We start from the raw sequence: 22,971 nt of genomic DNA on the forward strand, positions 1-22,971 counted from the left end.
AATTATATGATATAAGGGTTTAGTCATTTTTTTCCAAGCTTTTAATAAATGGAATGTAAGCGTTTGAAATGCAAGGAGGAGACAACAATGCTAGGTATGGAAGATCCTATTATTCTATTGGGTTGGGGTGGAACAGTGCTTTCGATGATTGGATGCGTAGTGTTTGGGGTCATTATGTGGAATAAAGGAGCTGACTCCGAATGAATTATCCCGTGTTAGCTGCTCTGTTTCTCGTTTATATTGGTATTATGTCAGCGCTTGCATACTATGGATACAAGCAGACAAAATCGGAATCGGATTATCTCGTAGGTGGACGAAATATCAGTCCTACGGTCATGGCGCTTTCTTACGGGGCGACGTTCATCAGTACTTCCTCAATTATCGGGTTTGGCGGCGTAGCGTCTCTTTACGGTTTCAGTTTGCTTTGGCTGGCGCTTTTAAACATTGTCCTTGGTGTCGGCGTCGCATTCGTTGTTTTTGGGACAAGGATCCGAAGATTGTCCATAGAATTGAACTCATATACGTTTTCAGATTTGCTTGGAAAAAGATATAACTCAAAGTTTTTGACAATTTTTACAGGGGCAATGATTTTCTTGTTCATGCCTGCTTATACAAGTATTGTCTTGATTGGCGGCGGAAGGTTTTTAGAACAAACTTTGTCGATGAATTTTAATATTGCCCTGCTTGTTCTCGCCATGATTGTCGGGGTGTATGTCATTACAGGCGGAATCAAAGCGGTAATGTATACGGATGCTTTTGCTGCTATTGTCATGCTGTTTGGAATGATCATCTTTCTTGTAACCACTTACAATTACCTCGGCGGAGTCAATGTTGCACACGGAGCCTTAACAGCGATGAAAGATCTGGTCCCCCAGAACCTCGTTGAACAGGGGCATCAGGGCTGGACTTCAATGCCTGCTTTTGGCACTCCTTTATGGTGGACGATCGTCAGCACAATCATCATGGGTGTGGGCATCGGAGTCCTTGCGCAGCCTCAATTGGCGATGCGCAGCATGACGGTCAAGGATGACCGTTCTTTATACCGTTCGGTCCTTGTCGGAGGGATATTCATCTTCTTTATGACGGGAGCCGCTTATATGATTGGACCGTTGACGAACGTCTATTTCCAGGAAACTGCTGGCATGCTGGCCATTGATGCGGCAAAAGGGAACGTGGACCTGGTCATTCCTACTTTTATCAACTCGTTGATGCCGGACTGGTTCATTTATTTGTTCACACTGACTTTGCTATCAGCAACAATCTCAACAATCAGTTCCCTGATCCACTTGCAGGGTTCGGCATTCGGTGAAGATATTTTGAAAAACATGGGGATGGAACGATTACTTGGAATGAGCTTGTCGAGGATGGGCGTATTAATCGGAATAGTGGCTGCTGTTATTTTGGCATACATCATGCCTGCCGGTGTCATCGCTCAGGCTACAGCTTTCTGGTTTGGAATCTGTGCCGCCGGATTTTTGCCGACATTGGTCGGAGCCTTGTTTTGGAAAAACTCAACCAAGGAAGGCGCGGTTGCCAGTACAATCACAGGCTTTGTAATCAGCGTCTTCGGATTTCTGTTTTTACACCAAAAAGAAGCGGCAGCGCTTGGCGTTTCCCAAGCCATTTTTGGAAAAACGACATTACTTGGCTTTCCCTGGACGTTTGTCGACCCCATGTTCTATGCACTTCCTTTGTCAACCATTGTCTTTATTGCAGTGAGTCTTGGTACAGGCAAGAAGCATAAAGCCAAAGCGGAGTCGACAGTTTCGGATCGTGCCGATTCCGCAGAACAATCCCTCTCATAACCCGGTCCATTAAAGTATTAAAGTATTAATGGACCGGGGGTCTGACCCCCAACTTTGATCGGCGTGCCCTTCGTGGCACGTTTTTTTATATTTTTTTTGGGGTAAGAGGTATCTAAGTCTCTTGCTTCAGAAAAAATGTATGTCACTTTTTTTTCTGTAAAAGGGTATGCTAATTTATGACATTTTTTTTAAAGACCCATCAATGGGTTGAATCAGACCATTAACATTGTTATGGTTAGGAATGTTATAAAAATGTACGTACGGTCTCCATAGGAAGGAGAGGTTTCATTTTGTGGAGTAAAGTTTCAAGTGTTTTTTGGGTATCGGCTGCCATATTGATGGTCGCTGTCGTTTTTGGTGTAGTTTCGCCTGACCAATTCGAGTCAGCTACTTCAAATATAGAGTCGGTAATCACTTCAGGATTCGGATGGTATTATTTGATTTTGGTCACAGTTATAGTGGCATTTTGTGTTTTTCTTATTTTCAGCCCAGTAGGTTCGATCAAGCTTGGAAAACAGGATGACAAACCTGAATATTCCAAGCCGACATGGTTCGCCATGCTATTTTCAGCCGGTATGGGCATAGGCCTTGTTTTCTGGGGAGCGGCCGAACCGATATCCCATTTTGCTATCGACCCTCCCACGGCTGATCCGGGAACAGATGCTGCGATAAGAGAATCGATGCGTTTCACATTCTTTCACTGGGGAATTCATGCCTGGTCTGTCTATGCTTTGGTTGGCCTCTGTCTCGCCTATTTCAATTTCCGTAAAGGGCGGCCTGGTTTGATCAGCGCAACGCTCAGTCCCATATTGGGAAAATATGCTCACAGCAGGCTGGCTATGCTCATTGACATCATTGCTGTTGTGGCGACCGTTGTCGGAGTGGCGACAACCTTGGGCTTCGGAGCTGTTCAGATTAACGGCGGGCTTGCCTATTTGCTGGGAATCCCGATTAGTTTTTCCATACAGTTGATCATTATCGTTGTAGTGACAGCCTTATTCACAATGTCTGCCTGGTCGGGCCTGAGCAAAGGGATCAAATATTTGAGCAATACTAATATGGTGCTGGCAGCTGCACTATTGGTACTTGTATTCATACTGGGTCCGAGTCTTTTTATCATGAACATGCTTACTGACACGATAGGAGTCTACGTGCAAAATATTATTGCGATGAGTTTCAGGATTGCGCCGCTTGAGCCGGGTCAGCGTGAGTGGATTAATGGATGGACGATTTTCTATTGGGCCTGGTGGATTTCATGGTCGCCGTTCGTCGGGATCTTTATCGCCCGCGTTTCCAAAGGAAGGACCATTCGGGAATTCATGATCGGGGTCCTGCTCCTCCCTGTCCTCGTCAGCTTCATTTGGTTTGCTGTATTCGGAACGACTGCCATCGACGTTCAGATGTCTGGTGCAGTCGATCTAACGAAGTTTGCTACGGAAGAAGTGCTCTTTGCAATCTTTAATGAAATGCCGCTGTCTGCTGTTCTGTCGGTAATCGCGGTGCTCTTGATCGGAATATTTTTTATTACATCCGCTGATTCGGCCACGTTTGTACTTGGCATGCAGGCATCTTACGGCTCATTGACGCCTCCAAACAGTGTAAAATTAACCTGGGGCTTTATCCTTGCGGCGATGGCTTCCATACTTTTATACAGCGGCGGGCTACCTGCATTGCAGAACGCGCTGATCATTGCAGCTTTCCCATTCTCCATGATCATGATATTAATGATGATTTCCATCTACAAGGCGCTTCGTCAGGAGCGGAGGGAACTAGGGCTTCAGAGAAGAAGACGGGTTTAATGAAGAGGCCGGCTGCTCTGCAGCCGGCTTTCTGCTTGGGATGTGTGCTTTATTCACGGGGCTGCCTGTTATTGGGTATCTGCTCATATGCTATGGCAGGATGCGGTTATAAGAGGGTTGGAGCTTTTATAAGAGGGGTGGAGCTTTTATAAGAGGGTTGGAGCTTTTATAAGAGGGTTGGAGCTTTTATAAGAGGGTTGGAGCTCAGGCCGCCGATTCCGGCAGCCTGCGCTCCATTCTTTTTTATTTAAACTATAGAAATAACAAAAATTTGTCCTAGCTTTTCAAACAAGTATAAGTTATGTCTAGCTTCAGGCGCCATCGGCTCGAGGTCACAAGCTGCAAGGAAGCTTATTCAGGATGAATGTGCTCCTGCGCCATAGCTTATTTCGAGGAAGCCTTGTTCAGCTCGTCGCAAAGCCGCATGAAGCATATTCAAAGATGTTTCTCACGATGTAATTAAGTAAGTAGCTTTGTTGTGGTGGCTGAAAAGCTCCCTCATCAAAATTCGTCTTGTGCTTGTCGCCGATTAACGGGCGCCTTACGCTTTTCTTTATTTATACCGCTTATGAATATTGTTCTGTTTATAAGTAGGTCTCGTGAATTCCTCCACTTCCATGGATAGGGCGAGGTACCTTTTGTCAAACAGGGCGGCGAAATGCTCCTTCACGACGTCAAACAGCTTGTCGCACGCGGCCGTCAGCTCCTCTTCAGAGCGGCCGCCGCCGATTCTCAACGAGACGTGGACGAATGCATCGTCTGCCGCCCCATCGGCGACGAAGTAGTCCTTAAGCTCAATCGCTCTGGAACGGATTCCGCCGATTGGAAAGACGCCGCCGCTGTCGATCATGGACCAGTTTATTTTTTCAAGGAGCACGCCAATATTGGCTTCCTCTTTAATGTTGTCTGTATATTCAACGATGACATGAGGCATCAGGAATCCACCTCCTCGTAAGATTTAAATAGTGAAAACACGCTTAACAAAAAATTTCATTGTCGATAAAATAGTCAATTATTTTACTGCGCTGTACACCGGGTTGCTTTTAATTGAAAAAACTTCGTCTCCGACGATTGTATTTTTTAGCTGACCTAATCCTTCGACCTCCGTGATGACTTCATCCCCTGCAACAACATCGACTGTTCCTTTCGGAGTTCCAGTTAAAATGATGTCATTTTCATCCAACGTCATGAAGCTGCTCAAGTATTCGATCAGGAAAGGAATGTCAAAGATCATATCTTTTGTCGTTCCTTCCTGTTTCAACTCGCCGTTCACATATGTTCGGAGCTTCAGATTCATCGGATCTTCGATATCGGCAGCGTCGACGAACCATGGGCCAAGCGGCGTACAGGTATCACGGTTTTTCACCCGAAGGTTCGGACGGTAATAGTTTTCAAGATAATCACGAAGGGCATAATCGTTCGCGATTGTGTAGCCTTTTACATAATCATAGGCATCTTCGTGCTTTACATTTTTGGCTTTTTTGCCGATGACGACAGCCAGCTCGCACTCATAGTGCATGTATGTAACGTCTGCCGGCCGGCGGGTCTGTGCATTGTGGCCAATGAATGCGTTCGCTCCTTTTAAAAATACCAACGGTTCCTCTGGCGCTTTAAAAGCAAGCTCACCTGCGTGGTCGGAATAATTGAGGGCAAGAACAAAGGTTGTCCGTGGCTCAATCGGCGGAAGCCAAACGACTTCATCTTCAGAAACGACGCGTCCGTCCAAAAGTTCAATTTGTCCGTCCTTTTCTACAGCATCATGGATTGCGCCAAAGCAAGCTACTCGTGCGTGTTTCATTATGCGTGACCTCCTAGCTTCTCTTCTGAAATAACCCTGTTCACTAAAACACCGATTCCATCGATTTCAATTCTGACTTCGTCTCCGTCTTTGGCGTGCGGTGGCTGTTCCGGAACCCCGACAAGCAAGACGTCGCCTTTTCGAAGTGTCATGAACTCAGTCACATCTTCAAGCAGGTTTGGAATCGAACGGATCAAGTTCTTTGTGTTATTTTCCTGCATCAGTTCGCCGTTAATATATACGCGAGTTTCCAATTGTCCCGGGTCCGTCACGTCGTTTTTGGAAACGATCCACGGCCCGACTGGACAAAATCCGTCGCGGGCTTTCTGCTTAATTGCAGGGCGGTAATAGCTTTCATGCGGAATGCTTACATCGTTTGCAATCGTGTAGCCTTCGATATATTCATTGGCATTTTCGGCTTTTATGCGAGTAGCTGTTTTTCCAATCACAACAGCGAGTGCTGCACCGATTTCCAATTCCTCTTCCCCTTTCGGAAGCAGGATTGGCTGATTGCATCCTGACAGCGTGTTCGCCGGCTTGATGTACAAAATCGGCGCCTTTGGCGGCTGTTTATAGGGTGCTTCATTAAATTGCTCTTTCAATTCGTCATATTTCCCCTGATAATTCAGCAGAACTCCATATACTGTCCCCTTCACTGGCGGGTTCCAGGATACATCCGAAACAGGCTGCTTCCTACCATACAGTTCGACTGTCGCCTCTGCTGGATTAGCCTGTATCTCATTCCAGACTCCAAGCCCGTGAAGGCTTGCTTTTACTAGATTCATGTTCTCACTCCTCGTTTTTTGGCGGTTAAAAATGAACAAGACTTTTTATGCAAGTAGTACTTTCTATTTTTTTAAAAAGATATTCGGGTACGTCGATTCTGCGACGTTTTGGGTTCGTGAACATTTCATAGTGACCGAACAAGAGGTTTTTCAAACGACTCGGGAGCCACGAGCCTGTTCTCTTTTAAAAAACTGGCCCCCAACAAAATGTCTTCCACGGACCAGCCGCCTAAAAGCACACCTCAAGCAAAAATCCCTACAGCTTATCTCAGCGCCTCCCTGACAGAAACATCCCGTCCGTCTTCCGCCAAAAGTGCACGGAGACGGGCGGGACCCTTTTTAAACGACTTTTCTATATTTACCTTCGAAGAATCCGAGCGCGTCTCCGTCTGTGACGCGAAGATCCGTCACTTCACCGATGTAAAGGGTATGGTCTCCTGCGACTACTGCTTCGTGCACGTTGCATGTCAGGTTGACCAGTGCATCCTTGATGACAGGCAGTTCGTTGAAGTCATCGAACTCTATCTCTCTGTCTTCTTTGATTTGGCCTGCAAAGTAGGCGGACAAATCCTGCTGCTCATCGTTCAATACACTGACGGCAAATTTGCCTGATTCTTTGATAAGTTGGTTCATGTTGGCTTTTTCGCCGATGGAGATTAGGACGAGTTTCGGATCCAAAGATACGGACATGAACGCATTGGCTGTCATACCATGAGCGTTTTCGCCGACCTTCGTTGTGATGACTGTAACTCCTGTAGCAAATTTCCCCATGGCTGTTCTAAATAGGCGATCATCCATGTCTATTCCCCCTCTGTTGGCTAAAATTGTTGTTTACTCCTCTGTAAAAAGCTGGGTAACCCAATATCATATTCTAACGTGGCGGAAAGCCCACCAATTGCTGAATGCAGCTGGATTTCAGCCGAATCAGCTCTAAAAACGCACCCCTCATCAGATAATGAATTCCGGCTTGCGCTGTTCAAGCTTCGGCTGCTTCGTCGGGACTTCCTTGCCGCTGATGACATCCAATACAACAGATGCTTCGTTGAACCAGCTGTCAGGTGCCGCATGGCCCCAGAACGTTTGGCGCATTGGGTCGTCGATGTCCCAGCGGATCGGCTTGAAGTCCGGATCGCTTGTCAAATAGTCGCCGCTGTACAGCTCGAGACGGTGTCCGTCCGGATCTCGCAGATAGAGGAAAAATGCGTTGGACAAACCATGGCGTCCAGGTCCTCTTTCAATGCTTTTTCCATATCCTGAAGCTGCAAGCACGTCGCACGCATGGATCAAAGCAAGCGGGTCAGGAAGCCAGAATCCGATATGATGTAGACGCGGTCCCACTCCGTTCATGAACGCTTGGTCATGAACCGTTTGCTTCCGGTGAAGCCAGGTTGCCCAGACTTTTCCTTCCTTCGTATCTGTATATTCGGAACAGGCGAAGCCCAAATCTTTCATATAGAAGTCCTGTGCTTTTTCCACATCTTCGACCATGCAGTTGAAATGGTCAATCCGTTGGACGCGCGCTCCTTTATACAGGTCATAACGCTGAAGGAGGCGCTCCACATGATCCATTTTTGCAAAGAATTCCAGAGGCAGGCCCGAGACGTCCTGCACGCGAAGTGCGCGTCCCAGGGCAAGCTGCTCTCCCTCTTTGATCCATTTCGTTTGAAACCCTTTTTCTGTAAAAAATTCATCCAGAGCATCCAGGTCGGCGTCTGATGACACCTTATAGCCAAGAGCTTCCACGACCGGCTTCTCGGCCTTCTTCAAATGGATGCTGTGGTGATTATGCTCTTCCAATCCTCTTAAATACAAATTCTTTGAATCTGATTCTGTTTCAATAAAACCCAGTGTATCTACGTAAAATTTCCTTGACGCTTCTAGATCAGTAACATGTAAAACTGTACGTGCACAACGAATGATATTAAAATCCATCAGATTTCATCCCCTTATGCTTTAATAAAATTTGGCTTGGAGGAAGGGTCCTTTTTAAGGAACTCTGAAACAAAGTCTTTATATTGATCTTTTTCGAATCCGTCGAAGTATGTCATGCCCATACGGATCGGATCTCCGAAGAAGTAGTACTCGTAATGCGCCTGTCTTGAACCGAATGCGCTCAATGTCATATCCCATGCCAATCTGAACAATTGGACACGCTCGTAACCGTTCAGGTTTTTACCTTGAAGTCCGCGGTCAAGGATGGCCCCGATTTCTTCGTTTTGGAAGTCCGCTTGTGTCGGGATACCCATCAAGCCGGATGCGCCAAGGATACGGACGATTTCAACAAGACGCGGATAGATTCGCGGATACCAGTTGCGTGCTGCATCAAGTGCTTTGAAGTCAGGCGTCATCATGCCCCATTTGTCAATTTGTGCATTGTGCTCTGCTTTGTACATATGGGAACGCATTGTTTCCAATACAAGCATAATTTCTGCGCCTTTATCCTGTACGTGCTGGAATTGATCGATTCCGATGGCATCCATGATGCTCAAAGCAACACCGAGTATGAACTCAGTTTTTACAATATTTTTAGAAACAACCTGGTGTGACATGTGGACAACAGCGTTTGTCTCTTTGAAAGTCCTGTTGCACAGGCTGGCGTTTCCGCAAACGAATACGCGCTCCCAAGGAACAAATACATTGTCGAATGCTACGATGGCATCCCCTTCTTCAAAACGGGAAGATAGCGGGTGATCCCAGGTCGTTTTGCCATAGTCGAATGCCTCACGGCTGAGGAATTTCAAGCCTTCCGTGTTGTTCGGGATAGCAAAAGCGAGTGAATATGGATCGTCCTTTGTATCGGATTTGTTTACAGTAGACGGGAAGACAATCAACTCGTCTGTGATTCCGCCTTGCGTTGCCAACAAACGGATACCGTCAACGATAATTCCGTCGCTTCTTTTTTCAACCAAGTGAAGGGCTACGTTCGCATCTTTCTGCTCCGCCTGCGCTTTGGCACGGTTTACCTGCGGATGGATGAGCGTATGTGTCAAGCTGAGGTCGTTTTCGCGTGCATATTCATAGTATTTTCTTGAGTTTTCAGCAAACATCGGGTCTGCTTCCGCGAAGAAGTCAGCCGCAGCACCAGTTGCCATGATTTCAGCGTTCATGTAGTCCGGAGCGCGTCCCATCATACCGCCGGATGTGCGTGCCCACTCTTGGATTACTTCGCGGCGTGCAATCAAATCGTCGATTGTCTCAGGGATTTTGAAAGTCATCCCGACTTTGTCTCCTGTTGTCGGTGATGTGTAAAGCATTTTTTCAGGCTTTTCATATTGCAGGTCATACAAGCGTGCCATGGACTTTGTTACGCCCTGGAATGCTGGATGCTCTGTCACATCGTCGACTCTTTCTCCATGAATATAAATGTTGTTATTAGCCTTCTGTAGTCGTTCTAAATACTCTTTCCCCGTTTTTGCCGGCATTTGTATTCACTCCTTTTAATTACTTTCCGAATTGTGGTATATGGTGGTCACCGATGGCGACGTGGATGACTTTTGGTTCTGTATAGAATTCAAGGATTGCGTAATGTCCACCTTCGCGTCCGATACCGCTCGCTTTCGTTCCTCCGAACGGAATTCTGAGGTCACGTACGTTTTGGGCGTTGATCCAAAGCATTCCCGCTTCTACTGCTTGAGCAACGCGGTGGCCGCGTTTGATGTCGTTCGTCCAGACATAACCAGCGAGACCGTATTTTACATCATTGGCCGCTTGGACGACTTCTTCTTCTGTCTCAAATTCGATGACTGCCATCACAGGCCCGAAAATTTCTTCCTGGCAAACTCTCATGTCATTGGTTGCATTCAATAGAAGAGTAGGAGGTACATAGTTTCCAGCTTTGAGTTCCTCGGGAACTGTGCCTTGGATCACTTCGCATCCTTCTTCTTTTCCGATTTCAATATAGCTTTTCACTTTCTCAAAGTGACCTTTATCAATGAGCGGTCCCAATTGGGTTGAAGAATCCATCGGGTCGCCGACTTTGATGTTTTGAACTCTTTGTTTCAGAGCTTCGATAAATTTGTCTTTGATGTTTTTGTGTAAAAATACTCTTGAGTTCGCTGTGCAGCGTTCGCCGTTGAAGGAGAACAATCCCCATACAGCTGCATCAAGCGCACGGTCGAAATCAGCATCGTCAAATACGATCAATGGTGATTTTCCGCCAAGCTCCATGGATGTCTTTTTCAACGTGTCAGCGGAGTTTTTAATGATGACTGATCCTGTCACTGTTTCGCCAGTGAAGGAAATCGCTTCCACATCAGGGTGGGCTACGAGTGAAGCACCCGCTGTTTCGCCGAATCCGTGGACAATGTTGAATACGCCTTCAGGAAGTTCCGCTTTTTGAATGATTTCAGCCAATTTGTTCGCTGTCAGCGGTGAAAGTTCCGCCGGCTTTAAGATGACTGTGTTACCAGTTGCAAGCGCTGGTGCGACTTTCCATGTTGTCAGCATGAACGGGGCGTTCCATGGTGTAATCAATCCTACGACACCAAGCGGATTGTAAACCGTGTAGTTGACGAACTCGCTTCCTTGCATGTAGGCTTCCCCGTGCAATTTTGTCTGGACCATGCGGGAGTAGAAACGGAAGTTCTCTGCTGCTCTCGCTGCCATGTTTCTTGTCTGTGCGATTGGAAGTCCTGTGTCGAGGGATTCGAGATAAGAAAGTTCCTCGGCTTCTTCGTCGATAAGGTCTGCGATTCTTTCGATATATTTCATGCGCTCGGAAACTTTCATTGTTCCCCATGGGCCTTCTTTGAATGCCTTGGTCGCTGCCGCAACCGCTTTGTCGATGTCTTCTTTGCCACCTTGCGCCACACGGTTAATCGTTTTATTTGTAAATGGACTCGGGTTATCAAAAAAGGCACCGCTTTCAGATTCTGTAAACTGGCCATTTATATATAGCTTCACATCGGGCTGTTGGCTGTGTTCGCGTGTTTTTGCCTGTTCTGCTGTTTTTTGTGTCAAAAAAATCACCTTCCCTAAAAGCATGTAAGTGTAAGGGAGGCGGGCACGTGGCCCGCTTCTCTTTTAATCCCCGCGGTTGGCGGATCCATTGATTGATCTCTGAATATATTGGTATAGGTTTTGGCTTTTATAAGGATGCAAGAGTATAAGTTTTTTAAATGGTAGTTATATCTATTAGCTTTTTACCTCATCTTTAAGCTCAATTCCGTAGTTTACGAGAACTTCACGAAGCTCTTTTTGCAAGGCTTCGGATGGGATATCCATCGGCTTGCGCAATACTGGCTTGATTTTGCCCATCATGCCAAGTGCTGCTTTTGCAACAGCCGGGTTTGTATCTTTAAATAGAACATCATTAAGGTCCATCATTTCAAAGTGCATGTCTTGTGCACGTTTTACATCTCCTTCTGCCCAAGCTTCGTAGATTTCAGCAACAGGTCCTGGAGCAACGTTGGATGTGGCACTGATGTGACCTGCACCGCCGATTGCAAGCATCGGATAGCAAAGCAGTTCGATTCCGGAATACAGGTTGAAGTCACGGCCGACTTTCAAGAGCACGCGGTTTACGTGTTCGAAGTCTTTGTTCGCTTCTTTGATTCCGATGATGTTCGGGCAGTCTTCCGCAAGGCGTTTGATTGTTTCCACCTCAAGGTTCACTGCAGTCCTTCCTGGGATGTTATATAGGATGATAGGAATATCAACTGAATCAGCGACTGTCTTGAAATGCTTGTAGAGCGCGTGCTGGTTCGGTCTGTTGTAATAAGGAACGATAACCATTGCTCCGTCTGCACCCATTTCCTGTGCAGCTTTTGTCATTCTCATCGTTTCATTGTGGTTAGTGGATCCAGTTCCAGGTACAAATGGAACACGGCCTGCGACCGCTTTCATTGCAGTCTCCATAACAGTCAGTCTTTCTTCAACAGTCAAAGAGCTCGGCTCACCGCTTGTTCCAGTAACAGAGATTCCATGGCTTCCGCTTTCAATCTGCCAGTCAATCAGACTTTTAAACGTTTCCAAGTCAAGGCTTTCGTCCTCATTAAATGGAGTTACAACCGGAGCGATCGAACCTTTGAGTCTTTCTTTAGCTTCTTTGTAGTTGTACGACATATTCAAAATCCTCCTATATAAAAATTATTTTGAATGCTGATTAATTTTCTGAACACTTAAATCATATATGATTCCATATATTATGTCAAACACTTTTATAAAAAATAATTTGGTAACCGCTTACATTGTTGGTATAAAAGTAAGAAACAGCTTACCGTGTTCTGTTTCTTAACTTTCTGAGGTATTTTCCAATTTCATAGAACGGCGTCTTTCAAAGTCTTCCGCTGTACGAAGCTTATGCATGCGGACTAATTCCTCAATTTTTTGTGGGTCTGCTTTTTTCTCAAGCAATGAGATAATTTCCTCGTGCTCCTTGATGGATTCTTTCACCCTTACAGAGTAAAGCGTCGATCCGATTCCCCTGATGGAATCCAGGCGTTTCCATAAATTCTGGATGTTTTCAATCAGTACCCTGTTTGTGCTTTCTTCATAAATGATTTGGTGGAATTCTACGTTCAACTTTGCAAACGCAATGATATCAAAATCCTCCAAAGCCTCCTTCATCTGTTTATTTTTTTCTTTCAGCTTCATGATTTTGGCTGCGGGAAATTTTTGTGAGCAGGACGCCACCGCATATCCCTCAAGCACTGCAAGAACCTGAAGGTTCTCGTAATACTCAGACTCGTTGATAGGTGCAACAACAGGTCCGATGTTGTGCTTGTATTCGATCAGTCCCTCTGCTTCCAGCTGGCGTATCGCTTCCCTGATCGGAATCGAGCTCGTTTCCAATTCCCTTGCCAGTTGATCAATTACAAGCCTTTGGCCGGGTACATACACCTTCTCTACAATCCTTGACTTAATAATCCGATAGGCTCTTTGTTGTTTATTTTCTTTAATCATCATACTTTTATCATATTTAAAATCATATATGAAGTCAATAGGAAGGGAGTCAAAAAAAAGCGCCCATCCAGGCGCCCTTTTCATCAATCTTCATTATTTTGTTCTTCCGTCTCTGCTTCCACTTTTTCCTTGCCTTCTTTGAATACTTCAATAAAGTGGATTTGGTGCCCGTCCGATTCCGTGACTGTAAAGGCGAAGCCGTCTGAATAAAGGGTTTCTCCTTCGGCCACATCGAATTTTTTCGATAAAATCCATCCGCCCAGTGTATCTACATCTTCATCAGAAAGATGCGTTCCGAGCAGATCATTGACATCCGGTATGAGTACCTTACCGCTGAATGAGAAATGGTTCTCACCCAATTTTGTGATGTCTTCGACTTCGTCAGTATCGAACTCATCCCTAATCTCTCCAACAATCTCTTCTACAATATCTTCCACGGTGACAAGACCGGATGTGCCGCCATACTCATCAAGCAAGATAGCCATATGCGTATGTTCTTTTTGCATTTTTAAAAGCAAATCGCGGATTGGAATCGTTTCGATCACATGAATGACTGGCTTAATAAATGAGGAAATTTCAAGTTCTGTTTCAGAATCTCCGCTTTTAATCTGCTCCAGCAATATATCTTTTATATTAATCAAACCTATGATATTATCTTTGTCGCCTTCGTAAATCGGATAACGCGTAAATTTAACATCCTTGATCACGTCAACCCAGTCTTTGATTTCTTCATCGGTTGCAAATGACACCATTTCTGTCCGCGGCACCATGATCTCTTTGGCAACGCGGTTATCGAATTTAAAAATGTTCGTTACATATGTCAGCTCTGTCTGGTTGATTTCACCGCTTTTAAAACTTTCTGAAAGTATGATTCTCAACTCTTCTTCTGAGTGTGAAACCTCGTGCTCTGAGACTGAGTGAAGACCAAAAATTCTAACAAGCAGGCGTGCTGAACCGTTCAGCGCCCAGATGAAAGGGAACATGATTTTGTAAAACCAGATAAGCGGCTTTGCCGTGAGCAGTGAGACCGACTCCGCTTTTTGGATAGCCACGGTTTTTGGTGCAAGCTCCCCCACCACCACGTGTAAAAAAGTGATGATTAAAAATGTGATGGTGATTGAAAGGATATGGCTTACTGCGGCCCCAACCCCGTATTTGTCAAATAAAGGATCGAGCAGCGATTTAATCGCGGGTTCACCCAGCCACCCGATTCCCAAGGCTGTAATTGTGATGCCTAGCTGGCATGCGGACAAATATTCATCCATATGTGTGATGACATGTTTTACTGCCTTGGCAGCCGGCTTTCCTTCTTCAATCAGCTGATCCACACGTGTACTTCTGATTTTTACAATGGCAAATTCCGCTGCGACGAAAAATGCAGTCAATGCGATTAATATTGCGATTAAGAGTAAACTGGCAACGTCCAAATAGTTCGCCTTTCAAAGAAAGGCGTACACCTCCCGAATTTTATGTTTGCCTGTCCGGGAATTGTCCGAACACACTTTTATTAAAACATTATACTATACGATTTCCCAAGTTCATAACGTAAATAGTGGATAAATTTTTTAAGACCTGTAGTAATCCCTTTTAAAAGCCCGTCTATTTATTGTGGACAAGGTACAAAGACTTCTTAACATGTTTTCTTTTTTGAGTATAAAATGTAAAATTAGTCTATTGATAGAAAGAGAGGATTTTATAAAAATGAGCATTTGGGAATTTATTGTCGCATTATTACTGGGACTTGTGGAAGGCTTGACCGAATTTGCCCCTGTTTCTTCAACCGGCCATATGATCATCGTGGATGATATTTTATTGAAGTCGGCAGAATTGCTAAAGTCGCAGGAAATTGCCAATACGTTTAAAGTCGTCATCCAGCTCGGTTCCGTCATGGCGGCGGTCATCGTCTTCTGGTCACGGATTTTGGGCTTGTTCGGGATTCGTACCAAGAATGCCCCCGTTCCGGAAGAAGGCCATTCACGCCTGCGATTGACACACGTAATTATAGGCTTGATTCCAGCCATCATATTAGGCTTCGCATTGGAAGATTTCATCGATACATATTTGTTTTCAGTGGAGACCGTTTTGGTCGGCCTTGTGGGCGGTGCGATTTTGATGGCAGCGGCAGATTGGAAAGCAAGATCTGCTTCTTCGGCAAAGGAAAGAACAAGCCTTGATGACATTTCGATCAAGCAGGCTTTACTGATCGGCCTTTTTCAATGTATCGCCCTGTGGCCAGGATTCTCCCGTTCAGGCTCAACGATTTCGGGCGGTGTGCTGCTGGGAATGAAGTACCGCGCCGCAGCGGACTTCACCTTTATCATGGCAGTGCCGATCATGTTCGGAGCGAGCGCCGTCTCTTTATATAAAAAAATGGACCTGCTCACCGTTGATATCATTCCATTTTTCGTGGTTGGTTTCATCAGCGCCTTTATTTTCGCGTGGCTGTCCATTCGCTTCTTCCTGGCATTAATCAGCCGGATCAAGCTGCTTCCTTTTGCGATCTACCGCGTTGCACTTGCCGCTGTGATCTTGGTAATTTACATCAACATTAAATAAGGATTAGACATAGGAAAATGCACAGCGGGCGGCCGCTGTGCATCTTTTATTGGAGAGATGGTGGAGCTAATCAAACGTTTGTTTAAAATCTGGACGGGTTTTTGGGATTTCAAATTTTCCTTGATAGGACGCGCGTTTTCCCAACTAATTAAACGTTTGATTAAGAAAGACTTACCAGATAACTAATCAACTTGGTTAATATTATGGGTTTGACGCAAGGTGATTCGGTTATGGACAGGAGAGTGCGCTTCTTACCAGCTAATCAAACGATTGATTTAAATTTGGACGGGTTTTCGAGACTTCAGATTTCCCCTGGTAGGACGCGCGTTTCCCCCACTATTCAAACGTTTGATTAAGAGAGACTAGCCAGATAACCAACCACTTGGTACTCATCCGTCTTTTATCACGACTACTATTTGCATGCCCCGAGCGGACACGTACTGCATGTCCCTTTTTCTTGCTTTCTTAACATGTATGATAAACAGCAGGTTTTCCGTGCTGCGCCAGCACCTTTTGAAAATGGATACAGAGGGTTTTCCCTATAGGGGCCGAACAGTTTGCCGGGCGCTTCATGAAAAAGATAAAGGTAATCTGCTTTTGCACGAATATGAAGCTCCCCTACCATTAATTTTTCATATATCCAATGAATATATATGGCGATGTTTTCCCACATCACCTTTTCACTTAGCCGGGTCTGTTCTTTCAGTAATTGAACTAGAGGTGTAATGCAATGAGCAAACAAATCTTCTAGGACAGCCGCCCGCCACTCATTGCGGTCTTCACTGGGTTCTTGAACATCAACATCTCCGAGGAAAAAATCAGGAAGCCAAAGTTCAGCATTCGAATGATCAACCAATTTCAATTCCCGGAGGTCAACGTTTAACTTTTTGTCCAATACAGTCAGCGCATATAAATGAATGACAGCGTAAAAGCCCATTCTTTTAATTAAAAGGGAGCTGGTCACACATGCGTTTGGAGCTCCGATTCTACCGGTCAGCCAAGCCAAAAAATCAGGAAGCCGCTTCGGATCCAGCAGCGAAGCGTAGCCCACCGACTGGCCCGCATCTGCAACAGCAAGCCGGTATTCCATCAGTTTCTGAGTTTCTTGGTGACTAAGCCTGTTTTGCGACATGGATGTCCCTCTTTTTTATAATGCACCGGCCTTTACCATACGGAATGCAAAGTGGTGTCCCAAATAGCGGATCGACTGTCACTTCACAGTTCATGGCAAAGACATCTTGGACGAGCTTGCAGTTGACAACTGCTTCTGGTCTTCCCTGCGCATAGACTTTTTGGTCCCGAATGGCCACGATATTATGTGCGTACCTGCACGCTAAATTCAAGTCATGCAGCACCATTACAACCGTTCTGCCTTCTTTTTCATTTAAATCGAAAAGCAGATCCAATATCTCTATTTGGTGAGTCATATCCAAGTAGGTTGTGGGTTCATCCAGTAATAGGATATCCGTATCCTGTGCCAAGGTCATGGCAATCCACGCCCGCTGCCTCTGTCCTCCGGATAGTTCATCCACCGGGCGGTCCATAAAATCAAGCATTCCAGTTGCTTCCAATGCCTTCTTCACAATGGCTTCATCCTCTTTTGACCACTGCTTCAGCCATGTTTGATAAGGGTAGCGGCCCTGTTTAACAAGCTGCAGGACAGACAGTCCTTCCGGGGCAGTCGGTGATTGCGGCAAAATGGCCATCCGCTTTGCCACTTCCTTCGTCGGCAGTTTAGCGATGTCTTTTCCAGCTAAAAGGACAGACCCTCCCTTTGGCTTCAGCAGCCTAGCAATTGAACGCAGCAAAGTGGATTTTCCGCACCCATTTGCCCCGATAAAAACTGTGATTTCACCCTTGGGAATCGTCAAATTCAGTTCGTCGATAATGATTCTATCACCGTATGATAATGTGAGAGAGTCTGTTTGAATCGTCTCCATCTCCACAATCGGCCCCTTTATCATGAATTTCTTGTTTTGAATAAAAGATAGATGAAATACGGCGCTCCAATGGCAGCTGTAAAAACACCTGCCGGAACTTCCAATGGCAAAAACAGCGTACGGCCGATGATATCTGCGAGAAGTACGAGAATGCCGCCGATCAAAGCAGATGCCGGAAGCAAAGCCCCGTATGTCGAACCAACAAGCCTTCTTGCCATATGCGGTGCCATCAGCCCGACAAACCCGATACCGCCTGCAAAAGCTACGGCTGCTCCAACAAGCGCTGTACTAATTACAAGGAGGAAAAAACGCTGCTTTTGAACCCGGCTGCCCAACCCTATTGCCAGTTCATCACCTAGTTCTTGTACGTTAATCTTTCTTGCTGAAAATACCGCCAAGAGCAGCAAAAGCACAGCCCAAGGCACAAGTGTCTGCACGTTATTCCAATTCGATCCATTGACACTTCCTGTAATCCATATGTTAGCCTGAGCCGCTCTATGAATCGGTCCCATGATCATGAGAAAAGTGGTGATTGCCTTTGTGAGAGCGGCGATACCGATTCCAATCAGGACCATCCGGATCGGGGACACTCCCCCACGCCAAGCTAATATATATACGAGCAAAGCAGTCAGGAAAGCTCCGATGAAAGCAGCCAGCGGCAGCCAGTCTACACTGACTGTCAGTACATTATCTGAATTGCTGAATACGGTAAGGAAGCCGACAACAGCAGCGCTTGCCCCCCCTGTAATGCCAATGATGTCAGAGGAGGCCAGTGGATTCCGGATCATCCCCTGCAGAATCCCACCTGCTGCAGCTAACGCCATGCCAACAAATACCGCAATGATCGTTCTTGGCAAGCGAAAGTCGATGACAACGAGACGGTCCAAATCCGAGCCGCTTCCTGCAAAAACCTTCAGGACGTTCACGGGATTGATTTTTACATCGCCAAGACCAGTGCTTGCGATAATAGCAGCAAGTTGCAGTCCCAAAAGTACGAAAATCACAGCTGTTGCCCTTTGATCAATTAAAACTGAAAGTCTCTCCTTGAATAGGCGCACGCTTTGGTACTTTTTCATGATTGGTTGAACCCCTTTCTCGCAATATATATGAAAAAGGGAGTTCCGATAACGGCTGTCATTACTCCAACAGGCACTTCCTGCGGCATGAGCGCGTATCTGGCTCCAATGTCGGCGGCAACAAGCAAAATACCTCCCAATAATCCTGAAAAGGGAATCAGCCAGCGATGGTCGAAACCGATGAGCTTTCGCGCCAAATGGGGGATGATAATACCTATGAAGCCGATTGGTCCGGCCACAGCCACAGCGCTTCCCGCCAAAATGATCACTATTAAGCCCGCTGTCAGTTTAACCACGTTCGTTTTCAACCCCAGCCCTTTCGCGACATCTTCCCCCATTGCCAAGATATTCATTTTAGGCGCCAAAAGAAGAGCAAGCAGGAAACCGATGAGCATGTAAGGGAGCACAGAGACTAGCATGTCCATTTTTCTCCCTGCTACTGAACCGGCAAGCCAAAAGAGCACCTGTTCCAAAGCTGCCTCATTCATAACAAGTAAACCCTGGGTACTTGAGGAGAAAAGAGCAGCCATGGCAGCTCCGGCCAACGTCAGTTTCATAGGCGTCAGCCCTTCTCTGCCGACTGAACCGATCGTATATACGGTAAAAGCGGCGACCGCGGCTCCCAGGAAAGATATCCAAGCAAATGATTGCAGTCCAGTGATTTTTAATAGAGTTACAGCAACGACTACTGCGAATCCTGCCCCCGCGTTGATTCCCAATATGCTCGGTGAAGCAAGCGGATTTTTCGTCAGTGTCTGCGCGAGCACTCCCGCGATGGCAAGGCACGCCCCTACCGCCGCAGCAATCAGAGCCCTTGGCAGTCGGACCGACTGGATCACGATATGTTCGTTGGAACCGTTAAAGTCCCTGAAGGCATCCAGCGCCGTTTGTATAGATGTATCTGTATAGCCAAAAACAATGCTCATTCCCATCAGCACTACCAGTGCCAGCACACCGCCTAATAGGAAGAGGGTTTTTATTCCTTTTTCTTTTGTCAGCATTCTTGAAAAATACCTTTCTGTGACACTTCTTCTTTTAAATTTTAGTTTATGGGAAGCCGGTGGTGAAGTCAATGACTTTGATAATCATTTTCAATTAGTTGTTGACAAAGTTATATACCAGCTTTTATGATAAAAGTGCACTAATTGAAAACCATTATCATTATCAGGAGGAGAACAATGAAATTACATAAAGGGTTACTTTTAATCTGGGCGATCATCATCGCCTTGGCCTTGGCTGCCTGCGGGAACGGCAGCAAGAAAGAGGAAGGCAATAAAGAAGATGCTGACAAGCAAGGCGGAAGCAGTTATAAAATTGAACATGCCATGGGTACGACAGAAATTCCTGATACACCTAAACGCGTCGTGATCTTAACAAATGAAGGAACCGAGGCTCTTCTTGCTCTTGGTGTGAAGCCTGTTGGAGCGGTAAAGTCATGGGTCGGCGACCCTTGGTACAAACATATCAGTGACCAAATGGAAGGCGTGGAAGTAGTTGGTGATGAGTCTCAGGTGAACGTCGAAGCCATTGCCAAATTGAAGCCAGATCTTATTATCGGTAACAAAATGCGCCAAGAGGCTATCTATCCTCAACTTGAAGCCATCGCTCCAACCGTGTTTGCGGAAACCCTTCGAGGTGATTGGAAAGAGAACTTCAAGCTTTATGCAAAAGCGGTCAATAAAGAAGACGAAGGTGAAAAAGTCATCGGTGACTTTGATGCCCGTATTGATGGTTTCAAAGAGAAGTTCGCAGACCAGTTGGATAAAGAAATTTCACTTGTCCGCTTCATGGCCGGCGATGTCCGCATTTATCATAAAGATACGTTTGCCGGTGTGATTTTGAATCAAATCGGATTTGCACGTCCGGAAAGCCAGGATGTCGACGATTTTGCCGAAAAGAATGTATCGACTGAACGCATCCCTGCCATGGATGGAGACATCCTCTTCTACTTCACATATGAAACAGGAGATGGCGAAGCAAAAACTTTGGAAGAAGAATGGCTGAAAAACCCACTCTTTAAGAACTTGGAAGCCGTTAAAACCGGAAACATCCACAAAGTTAATGATTCCATCTGGAACACGGCCGGCGGTGTCATTGCAGCTAACTTGATGCTCGATGACTTGGAAAAAATCATGGAAAAAGCGAAATAATTATAAGGGGTCAGACCTCCACCGCGTTAACGTAGAGGAGGTCTGACCCCTTTTTACTTATAATAGACTTTAATAGGAGGTGTGCAATGTGACGAAATTTTTTATGCAATTATGCCGATTGTTTCTAGGGATTATTTTTTTGGTTGCAGGCATAAACGGTTATTTTGTCATCTTTGAATTGGAGCCCTTTATAGCAACCAGTCCAGAGGCGATGGCCTTATTCGAGTTCGACTATCTGTTAGTTGCCGAAAAATCTTTGGAAATCATATGTGGCGTATTACTTTTAAGCAATCAATTTACTCCATTGGCTATTACGATATTATCACCGATTGTCGCCAATATATTTTTACTTCATCTGTTTGTGGACCATTCACTGCTTCTTCTTGCCGTCTTACTAGTCCTCGCCCACGGATACCTGTTGTTCTACTATAGAAAAAGTTTTATCAGTTTAATAGAGAGGAAGCCCAATAGGGGTCAGGTCCCCGCTGCGGTTACGCGTTAATTTCAATGGAGGCCAGACCCTCTTTTTTAATTCTTGCCGCCGACTTCTGCGCATACATTAGTCATATGACTTGTATAGGAGAGGATGTCTATGATTATTCATGTTGTCAGCAGCGGGGAAACTTTAGCCGAGATTGCCCGCCGTTATGGCAGCCAGGTTTCGCAAATTGCGACGGCAAATGAATTGCCTGACCCGAACCGGCTTGTGGTCGGCCAGGCCCTTGTTATCCCTATTGCCGCCCAGCAGCATATCGTTCGGAGCGGGGAAACCCTATGGCAGATCGCGCAGAGGTACGGCGTTTCGCTTGACGCCATTGTACGGCTGAACCAATTGGCGAACCCTAACATGCTTAAGCCTGGCACTGTTCTGGTCATTCCTGCTCGCGTTCATACAGTTCAAGCCGGCGAAACCCTCTGGCAAATTGCACAGCGTTACGGAACAACGGTTCAGGAAATTGTAAAATTGAACCGGATTCAAAATCCGAATCTTGTTCAGGTTGGCGCTGTACTGACAATCCCTTTTCCAAAGCCCGTCATTGATGTTAATGCTTATACCATCAATATGGGTGAGACCGGTGCAAGGGAAGTCCGCGAAGTGGGCAGGCTCCTTACTTACGCATCCCCATTTGCATATATCATGAAAGCGGACGGTACCCTCGAAGCAATCAACGATGTCCCAATTATTCAAGCTGCACAGGAAAGACATGTCGTCCCCATGATGTGCATCACCAATTTTTCATTCAGAGACCCGGGTACCACACTGGCGCATACGATCCTATCGAACCCTGAAATCCAAGAACGGCTGTTAACGAACGTGGTAAATATAATGAATGAAAAAGGCTACCGCTTATTGAACGTCGACTTTGAGAATGTCAGGCAAACTGATCGCGAGGCCTATAACCAATTTCTTCAGCGGGCGGTCGATCGCTTGCATCCGCTCGGATATTTTGTATCGACTGCCCTGGCTCCCAAAACAAGCAGCGAACAGAAAGGGCTTTTATACGAAGCCCACGACTACGCGGCACATGGAAGAATTGTCGATTTCGTCGTGTTGATGACATACGAGTGGGGATACCGCTTCGGACCTCCGCAGGCCATTTCTCCACTCAACCAAATGCGGCGAGTCATCAATTATGCCGTCACTGTCATCCCCCGAAACAAAATCATGATGGGCTTCCAGCTGTACGCCCGCGATTGGCTCACACCCCATGTTCAAGGACAGGAAGCCGAAACGTTTGATATGCAGGAGGCGGTCCGCAGGGCATTAAAATACGGGGCCGCCATCCAGTACGATGAGAGAGCGCAGTCTCCATTTTTCCGATATACGGACGAACAGGGACGCGGCCATGAAGTATGGTTCGAAGATGCCCGCAGTGCCCAGGCCAAGTTCAATTTAGTAAAAGAATTCGGTCTACTTGGCGTGAGCTATTGGGTACTCGGCTATCCGTTTCCGCAGAACTGGCTGCTGTTAGAGGATAATTTTATTATTAGAAAAATGTAGAACTTGAATCCGGTCGGAGAGATTCGTCCGGATTTTTTACTTTGACATCAGATATTTAATCGCGTATGATTTGAGAAAAATTTAAGGGGGCGAGCGGTAATTTTGGGGTTCGAATGCTAAAAAGCGGGCTTCTCACATTAAATCGCGAATTTCACGC

Annotated in this window: 21 protein-coding genes; 7 read left to right on the top strand and 14 right to left on the bottom strand. The window is 45.9% G+C overall.

Features of this window, described 5'->3' with window-relative positions:
- Positions 1-87: 87 nt before the first annotated feature.
- The 3 genes from D4T97_RS20975 (at position 88) to D4T97_RS11445 (ending at position 3,604) form a co-directional block, all read left to right on the top strand.
- The gene (locus D4T97_RS20975) at positions 88-204 is read left to right on the top strand and encodes a symporter small accessory protein (protein ID WP_328588768.1); all 117 of its coding nucleotides are present in this window, start codon (positions 88-90) and stop codon (positions 202-204) included.
- A complete protein-coding gene (locus tag D4T97_RS11440) occupies positions 201-1,805 on the top strand; it encodes a sodium:solute symporter family protein (protein WP_126050794.1) in 1,605 nt (534 codons plus the stop codon). Before D4T97_RS20975 ends, D4T97_RS11440 begins: the two co-directional genes overlap by 4 nt.
- A 290-nt stretch (positions 1,806-2,095) precedes the next feature.
- The gene (locus tag D4T97_RS11445) at positions 2,096-3,604 is read left to right on the top strand and encodes a glycine betaine uptake BCCT transporter (RefSeq protein ID WP_126050796.1); all 1,509 of its coding nucleotides are present in this window, start codon (positions 2,096-2,098) and stop codon (positions 3,602-3,604) included.
- Positions 3,605-4,157: 553 nt separating this feature from the next.
- On the opposite strand, the gene D4T97_RS11450 is transcribed toward D4T97_RS11445, so the two are convergent.
- From D4T97_RS11450 to D4T97_RS11495, 10 genes are all read right to left on the bottom strand, one after another.
- On the bottom strand, positions 4,158-4,538 hold the full coding sequence (locus tag D4T97_RS11450) for a 5-carboxymethyl-2-hydroxymuconate Delta-isomerase (protein ID WP_126050798.1): 381 nt from the start codon (positions 4,536-4,538) through the stop codon (positions 4,158-4,160).
- Between the two features lie 78 nt (positions 4,539-4,616).
- Entirely contained in the window at positions 4,617-5,402 is a 786-nt protein-coding gene (locus tag D4T97_RS11455) for a fumarylacetoacetate hydrolase family protein (protein ID WP_126050800.1), read from the bottom strand.
- Entirely contained in the window at positions 5,402-6,187 is a 786-nt protein-coding gene (locus D4T97_RS11460) for a fumarylacetoacetate hydrolase family protein (RefSeq protein WP_126050802.1), read from the bottom strand. The genes D4T97_RS11455 and D4T97_RS11460 overlap by 1 nt, the downstream gene beginning before the upstream one ends.
- A 339-nt stretch (positions 6,188-6,526) precedes the next feature.
- Positions 6,527-6,985, bottom strand: coding sequence for a flavin reductase family protein (locus D4T97_RS11465; RefSeq protein ID WP_126050804.1), 459 nt, complete (start codon positions 6,983-6,985; stop codon positions 6,527-6,529).
- Positions 6,986-7,135: 150 nt separating this feature from the next.
- Positions 7,136-8,119 carry a 3,4-dihydroxyphenylacetate 2,3-dioxygenase gene (gene hpaD / locus D4T97_RS11470; RefSeq protein WP_126050806.1) on the bottom strand — a complete coding sequence of 328 codons (984 nt, stop codon included), beginning with the start codon at positions 8,117-8,119 and terminating at the stop codon, positions 7,136-7,138.
- Between the two features lie 14 nt (positions 8,120-8,133).
- Positions 8,134-9,609 (bottom strand): 4-hydroxyphenylacetate 3-monooxygenase, oxygenase component, encoded by a 1,476-nt coding sequence (gene hpaB / locus D4T97_RS11475; protein WP_126050808.1) that lies wholly within the window; start codon positions 9,607-9,609, stop codon positions 8,134-8,136.
- 19 nt (positions 9,610-9,628) lie between these two features.
- Positions 9,629-11,170: a 5-carboxymethyl-2-hydroxymuconate semialdehyde dehydrogenase gene (hpaE, locus tag D4T97_RS11480; protein ID WP_408021600.1), complete on the bottom strand. Its 1,542-nt coding sequence runs from the start codon at positions 11,168-11,170 to the stop codon at positions 9,629-9,631.
- 150 nt (positions 11,171-11,320) lie between these two features.
- The gene (gene hpaI / locus D4T97_RS11485) at positions 11,321-12,250 is read right to left on the bottom strand and encodes a 2,4-dihydroxyhept-2-ene-1,7-dioic acid aldolase (protein WP_126050812.1); all 930 of its coding nucleotides are present in this window, start codon (positions 12,248-12,250) and stop codon (positions 11,321-11,323) included.
- Between the two features lie 168 nt (positions 12,251-12,418).
- Positions 12,419-13,090: a GntR family transcriptional regulator gene (locus tag D4T97_RS11490; RefSeq protein WP_408021603.1), complete on the bottom strand. Its 672-nt coding sequence runs from the start codon at positions 13,088-13,090 to the stop codon at positions 12,419-12,421.
- Between the two features lie 83 nt (positions 13,091-13,173).
- Positions 13,174-14,517, bottom strand: coding sequence for a hemolysin family protein (locus D4T97_RS11495; protein WP_126050814.1), 1,344 nt, complete (start codon positions 14,515-14,517; stop codon positions 13,174-13,176).
- Positions 14,518-14,791: 274 nt separating this feature from the next.
- On the opposite strand from D4T97_RS11495, the gene D4T97_RS11500 reads away from it, so the two are divergent.
- Positions 14,792-15,646, top strand: coding sequence for an undecaprenyl-diphosphate phosphatase (locus D4T97_RS11500; protein ID WP_126050815.1), 855 nt, complete (start codon positions 14,792-14,794; stop codon positions 15,644-15,646).
- Between the two features lie 412 nt (positions 15,647-16,058).
- On the opposite strand, the gene D4T97_RS11505 is transcribed toward D4T97_RS11500, so the two are convergent.
- The 4 genes from D4T97_RS11505 to D4T97_RS11520 are packed head-to-tail and all read right to left on the bottom strand — an operon-like array spanning position 16,059 to position 19,663.
- Positions 16,059-16,778, bottom strand: a complete 720-nt coding sequence (locus D4T97_RS11505; protein ID WP_126050996.1) for an IucA/IucC family C-terminal-domain containing protein — start codon at positions 16,776-16,778, stop codon at positions 16,059-16,061.
- Positions 16,759-17,586 carry an ABC transporter ATP-binding protein gene (locus D4T97_RS11510; protein WP_126050817.1) on the bottom strand — a complete coding sequence of 276 codons (828 nt, stop codon included), beginning with the start codon at positions 17,584-17,586 and terminating at the stop codon, positions 16,759-16,761. The genes D4T97_RS11505 and D4T97_RS11510 overlap by 20 nt, the downstream gene beginning before the upstream one ends.
- A 20-nt stretch (positions 17,587-17,606) precedes the next feature.
- Positions 17,607-18,662 carry a FecCD family ABC transporter permease gene (locus tag D4T97_RS11515; RefSeq protein WP_126050819.1) on the bottom strand — a complete coding sequence of 352 codons (1,056 nt, stop codon included), beginning with the start codon at positions 18,660-18,662 and terminating at the stop codon, positions 17,607-17,609.
- Entirely contained in the window at positions 18,659-19,663 is a 1,005-nt protein-coding gene (locus tag D4T97_RS11520; RefSeq protein ID WP_126050820.1) for a FecCD family ABC transporter permease, read from the bottom strand. The genes D4T97_RS11515 and D4T97_RS11520 overlap by 4 nt, the downstream gene beginning before the upstream one ends.
- Positions 19,664-19,840: 177 nt before the next feature.
- On the opposite strand from D4T97_RS11520, the gene D4T97_RS11525 reads away from it, so the two are divergent.
- From D4T97_RS11525 to D4T97_RS11535, 3 genes are all read left to right on the top strand, one after another.
- The gene (locus D4T97_RS11525) at positions 19,841-20,812 is read left to right on the top strand and encodes an ABC transporter substrate-binding protein (protein ID WP_126050822.1); all 972 of its coding nucleotides are present in this window, start codon (positions 19,841-19,843) and stop codon (positions 20,810-20,812) included.
- Between the two features lie 88 nt (positions 20,813-20,900).
- The gene (locus tag D4T97_RS11530) at positions 20,901-21,314 is read left to right on the top strand and encodes a DoxX family membrane protein (protein WP_126050824.1); all 414 of its coding nucleotides are present in this window, start codon (positions 20,901-20,903) and stop codon (positions 21,312-21,314) included.
- Positions 21,315-21,404: 90 nt separating this feature from the next.
- The gene (locus D4T97_RS11535) at positions 21,405-22,814 is read left to right on the top strand and encodes a LysM peptidoglycan-binding domain-containing protein (protein WP_126050826.1); all 1,410 of its coding nucleotides are present in this window, start codon (positions 21,405-21,407) and stop codon (positions 22,812-22,814) included.
- Positions 22,815-22,971: the final 157 nt, after the last annotated feature.

Origin of the sequence: Siminovitchia acidinfaciens (assembly GCF_003605385.1) — a bacterium.
In the GTDB taxonomy this organism is placed as follows: Bacteria; Bacillota; Bacilli; order Bacillales; family Bacillaceae_C; genus Siminovitchia; species Siminovitchia acidinfaciens.

What these genes read in the sequence shown, in the direction of transcription:
- D4T97_RS20975 (WP_328588768.1), top strand. Translation starts at nt 88, where the DNA reads ATGCTAGGTATGGAAGATCCTATTATTCTATTGGGTTGGGGTGGAACA.
- D4T97_RS11440 (WP_126050794.1), top strand. Translation starts at nt 201, where the DNA reads ATGAATTATCCCGTGTTAGCTGCTCTGTTTCTCGTTTATATTGGTATT.
- D4T97_RS11450 (WP_126050798.1), bottom strand. Translation starts at nt 4,538, where the DNA reads ATGCCTCATGTCATCGTTGAATATACAGACAACATTAAAGAGGAAGCC.
- D4T97_RS11455 (WP_126050800.1), bottom strand. Translation starts at nt 5,402, where the DNA reads ATGAAACACGCACGAGTAGCTTGCTTTGGCGCAATCCATGATGCTGTA.
- D4T97_RS11460 (WP_126050802.1), bottom strand. Translation starts at nt 6,187, where the DNA reads ATGAATCTAGTAAAAGCAAGCCTTCACGGGCTTGGAGTCTGGAATGAG.
- D4T97_RS11465 (WP_126050804.1), bottom strand. Translation starts at nt 6,985, where the DNA reads ATGGATGATCGCCTATTTAGAACAGCCATGGGGAAATTTGCTACAGGA.
- hpaD (WP_126050806.1), bottom strand. Translation starts at nt 8,119, where the DNA reads ATGGATTTTAATATCATTCGTTGTGCACGTACAGTTTTACATGTTACT.
- hpaB (WP_126050808.1), bottom strand. Translation starts at nt 9,609, where the DNA reads ATGCCGGCAAAAACGGGGAAAGAGTATTTAGAACGACTACAGAAGGCT.
- hpaE (WP_408021600.1), bottom strand. Translation starts at nt 11,170, where the DNA reads ATGCTTTTAGGGAAGGTGATTTTTTTGACACAAAAAACAGCAGAACAG.
- hpaI (WP_126050812.1), bottom strand. Translation starts at nt 12,250, where the DNA reads ATGTCGTACAACTACAAAGAAGCTAAAGAAAGACTCAAAGGTTCGATC.
- D4T97_RS11490 (WP_408021603.1), bottom strand. Translation starts at nt 13,090, where the DNA reads ATGATTAAAGAAAATAAACAACAAAGAGCCTATCGGATTATTAAGTCA.
- D4T97_RS11500 (WP_126050815.1), top strand. Translation starts at nt 14,792, where the DNA reads ATGAGCATTTGGGAATTTATTGTCGCATTATTACTGGGACTTGTGGAA.
- D4T97_RS11505 (WP_126050996.1), bottom strand. Translation starts at nt 16,778, where the DNA reads ATGTCGCAAAACAGGCTTAGTCACCAAGAAACTCAGAAACTGATGGAA.
- D4T97_RS11510 (WP_126050817.1), bottom strand. Translation starts at nt 17,586, where the DNA reads ATGGAGACGATTCAAACAGACTCTCTCACATTATCATACGGTGATAGA.
- D4T97_RS11515 (WP_126050819.1), bottom strand. Translation starts at nt 18,662, where the DNA reads ATGAAAAAGTACCAAAGCGTGCGCCTATTCAAGGAGAGACTTTCAGTT.
- D4T97_RS11520 (WP_126050820.1), bottom strand. Translation starts at nt 19,663, where the DNA reads ATGCTGACAAAAGAAAAAGGAATAAAAACCCTCTTCCTATTAGGCGGT.
- D4T97_RS11525 (WP_126050822.1), top strand. Translation starts at nt 19,841, where the DNA reads ATGAAATTACATAAAGGGTTACTTTTAATCTGGGCGATCATCATCGCC.
- D4T97_RS11535 (WP_126050826.1), top strand. Translation starts at nt 21,405, where the DNA reads ATGATTATTCATGTTGTCAGCAGCGGGGAAACTTTAGCCGAGATTGCC.